A 3,448-nucleotide genomic window follows, 5' to 3' on the forward strand; every position below is an offset into this window, starting at 1 on the left:
ACATTCATGGAGAGTTTGATCCTGGCTCAGGACGAACGCTGGCGGCGTGCTTAACACATGCAAGTCGAACGATGAAGCCCTTCGGGGTGGATTAGTGGCGAACGGGTGAGTAACACGTGGGCAATCTGCCCTTCACTCTGGGACAAGCCCTGGAAACGGGGTCTAATACCGGATAACACTCCTCCCTGCATGGGGAGGGGTTAAAAGCTCCGGCGGTGAAGGATGAGCCCGCGGCCTATCAGCTTGTTGGTGGGGTGATGGCCTACCAAGGCGACGACGGGTAGCCGGCCTGAGAGGGCGACCGGCCACACTGGGACTGAGACACGGCCCAGACTCCTACGGGAGGCAGCAGTGGGGAATATTGCACAATGGGCGAAAGCCTGATGCAGCGACGCCGCGTGAGGGATGACGGCCTTCGGGTTGTAAACCTCTTTCAGCAGGGAAGAAGCGAAAGTGACGGTACCTGCAGAAGAAGCGCCGGCTAACTACGTGCCAGCAGCCGCGGTAATACGTAGGGCGCAAGCGTTGTCCGGAATTATTGGGCGTAAAGAGCTCGTAGGCGGCTTGTCACGTCGGATGTGAAAGCCCGGGGCTTAACCCCGGGTCTGCATTCGATACGGGCTAGCTAGAGTGTGGTAGGGGAGATCGGAATTCCTGGTGTAGCGGTGAAATGCGCAGATATCAGGAGGAACACCGGTGGCGAAGGCGGATCTCTGGGCCATTACTGACGCTGAGGAGCGAAAGCGTGGGGAGCGAACAGGATTAGATACCCTGGTAGTCCACGCCGTAAACGTTGGGAACTAGGTGTTGGCGACATTCCACGTCGTCGGTGCCGCAGCTAACGCATTAAGTTCCCCGCCTGGGGAGTACGGCCGCAAGGCTAAAACTCAAAGGAATTGACGGGGGCCCGCACAAGCAGCGGAGCATGTGGCTTAATTCGACGCAACGCGAAGAACCTTACCAAGGCTTGACATATACCGGAAAGCATCAGAGATGGTGCCCCCCTTGTGGTCGGTATACAGGTGGTGCATGGCTGTCGTCAGCTCGTGTCGTGAGATGTTGGGTTAAGTCCCGCAACGAGCGCAACCCTTGTTCTGTGTTGCCAGCATGCCCTTCGGGGTGATGGGGACTCACAGGAGACTGCCGGGGTCAACTCGGAGGAAGGTGGGGACGACGTCAAGTCATCATGCCCCTTATGTCTTGGGCTGCACACGTGCTACAATGGCCGGTACAATGAGCTGCGATGCCGCGAGGCGGAGCGAATCTCAAAAAGCCGGTCTCAGTTCGGATTGGGGTCTGCAACTCGACCCCATGAAGTCGGAGTTGCTAGTAATCGCAGATCAGCATTGCTGCGGTGAATACGTTCCCGGGCCTTGTACACACCGCCCGTCACGTCACGAAAGTCGGTAACACCCGAAGCCGGTGGCCCAACCCCTTGTGGGAGGGAGCTGTCGAAGGTGGGACTGGCGATTGGGACGAAGTCGTAACAAGGTAGCCGTACCGGAAGGTGCGGCTGGATCACCTCCTTTCTAAGGAGCATCTAGATTCCGTAAGGAATCCAGAGCCACTACGTCGGCAAATGTCCGACGGTGGTCAGCTCATGGGTGGAACGTTGACTATTCGGCACGGTTTGCTGGCTTCACTAGTACTGCTTCGGCGTGGAAAGTGAGAGTCGGTGGGTCGTGCCGGGCGCGCTGTTGGGTATCTGAGGGTGCGAGCGTGAGCTCGCCCTTCGCGATGCCGGCCCCAGTGAACTCGCTGATCTCAGCGGGGTGATGGGTGGCTGGTCGTTGTTTGAGAACTGCACAGTGGACGCGAGCATCTGTGGCCAAGTTTTTAAGGGCGCACGGTGGATGCCTTGGCACCAGGAACCGATGAAGGACGTGGGAGGCCACGATAGTCCCCGGGGAGCCGTCAACCAGGCTTTGATCCGGGGGTTTCCGAATGGGGAAACCCGGCAGTCGTCATGGGCTGTCACCCACTGCTGAACACATAGGCAGTGTGGAGGGAACGAGGGGAAGTGAAACATCTCAGTACCCTCAGGAAGAGAAAACAACCGTGATTCCGGGAGTAGTGGCGAGCGAAACCGGATGAGGCCAAACCGTATGCGTGTGATACCCGGCAGGGGTTGCGCATACGGGGTTGTGGGATCGCACTTCAACAGTCTGCCGGCTGTTGGGCGAGTCAGAAACCGTTGATGTAGGCGAAGGACATGCGAAAGGTCCGGCGTAGAGGGTAAGACCCCCGTAGCTGAAACATCAACGGCTTGCTTGTGCGACACCCAAGTAGCACGGGGCCCGAGAAATCCCGTGTGAATCTGGCGGGACCACCCGCTAAGCCTAAATATTCCCTGGTGACCGATAGCGGATAGTACCGTGAGGGAATGGTGAAAAGTACCGCGGGAGCGGAGTGAAATAGTACCTGAAACCGTGTGCCTACAAGCCGTGGGAGCGTCGCTGTATGTGCTTGCACATGCAGTCGTGACTGCGTGCCTTTTGAAGAATGAGCCTGCGAGTTTGCGGTGTGTTGCGAGGTTAACCCGTGTGGGGAAGCCGTAGCGAAAGCGAGTCCGAACAGGGCGATTCAGTAGCGCGCTCAAGACCCGAAGCGGAGTGATCTAGCCATGGGCAGGTTGAAGCGGAGGTAAGACTTCGTGGAGGACCGAACCCACCAGGGTTGAAAACCTGGGGGATGACCTGTGGTTAGGGGTGAAAGGCCAATCAAACTCCGTGATAGCTGGTTCTCCCCGAAATGCATTTAGGTGCAGCGTCGTGTGTTTCTTGCCGGAGGTAGAGCACTGGATAGGCGATGGGCCCTACCGGGTTACTGACCTTAGCCAAACTCCGAATGCCGGTAAGTGAGAGCACGGCAGTGAGACTGTGGGGGATAAGCTCCATGGTCGAGAGGGAAACAGCCCAGAGCATCGACTAAGGCCCCTAAGCGTACGCTAAGTGGGAAAGGATGTGGAGTCGCAGAGACAACCAGGAGGTTGGCTTAGAAGCAGCCACCCTTGAAAGAGTGCGTAATAGCTCACTGGTCAAGTGATTCCGCGCCGACAATGTAGCGGGGCTCAAGCGTACCGCCGAAGTCGTGTCATTCGTACACATATCCCCAACGGGAGTACGGATGGGTAGGGGAGCGTCGTGTGCCGGGTGAAGCCGCCGCGTAAGCGAGTGGTGGACGGTTCACGAGTGAGAATGCAGGCATGAGTAGCGATACACACGTGAGAAACGTGTGCGCCGATTGACTAAGGGTTCCTGGGTCAAGCTGATCTGCCCAGGGTAAGTCGGGACCTAAGGCGAGGCCGACAGGCGTAGTCGATGGACAACCGGTTGATATTCCGGTACCCGCTTTGAAACGCCCAGTATCGAGCCCATTAATGCTAAGGCCGTGAAGCCGCCCTGATCTCTTCGGAGTTGAGGGGAGTGGTGGAGCCGCCGGCCCAAGA

General features: G+C 57.9%; 2 rRNA genes (1 of these 2 cut by a window edge). Both read left to right on the forward strand.

The features are described 5' to 3' along the window. Window positions 1–3: 3 nt before the first annotated feature. Window positions 4–1,529 (forward strand): 16S ribosomal RNA (locus ACFWDI_RS40840). A gap of 297 nt (window positions 1,530–1,826) precedes the next feature. Continuing rightward, a 23S ribosomal RNA gene (locus ACFWDI_RS40845) occupies window positions 1,827–3,448 on the forward strand; it runs 1,602 nt beyond the window's last position. Together the 16S and 23S rRNA genes form the textbook arrangement of a ribosomal RNA operon.

It is taken from the genome of Streptomyces sp. NPDC060064 (genome assembly GCF_042736455.1).
In the GTDB taxonomy this organism is placed as follows: domain Bacteria; phylum Actinomycetota; class Actinomycetes; order Streptomycetales; family Streptomycetaceae; genus Streptomyces.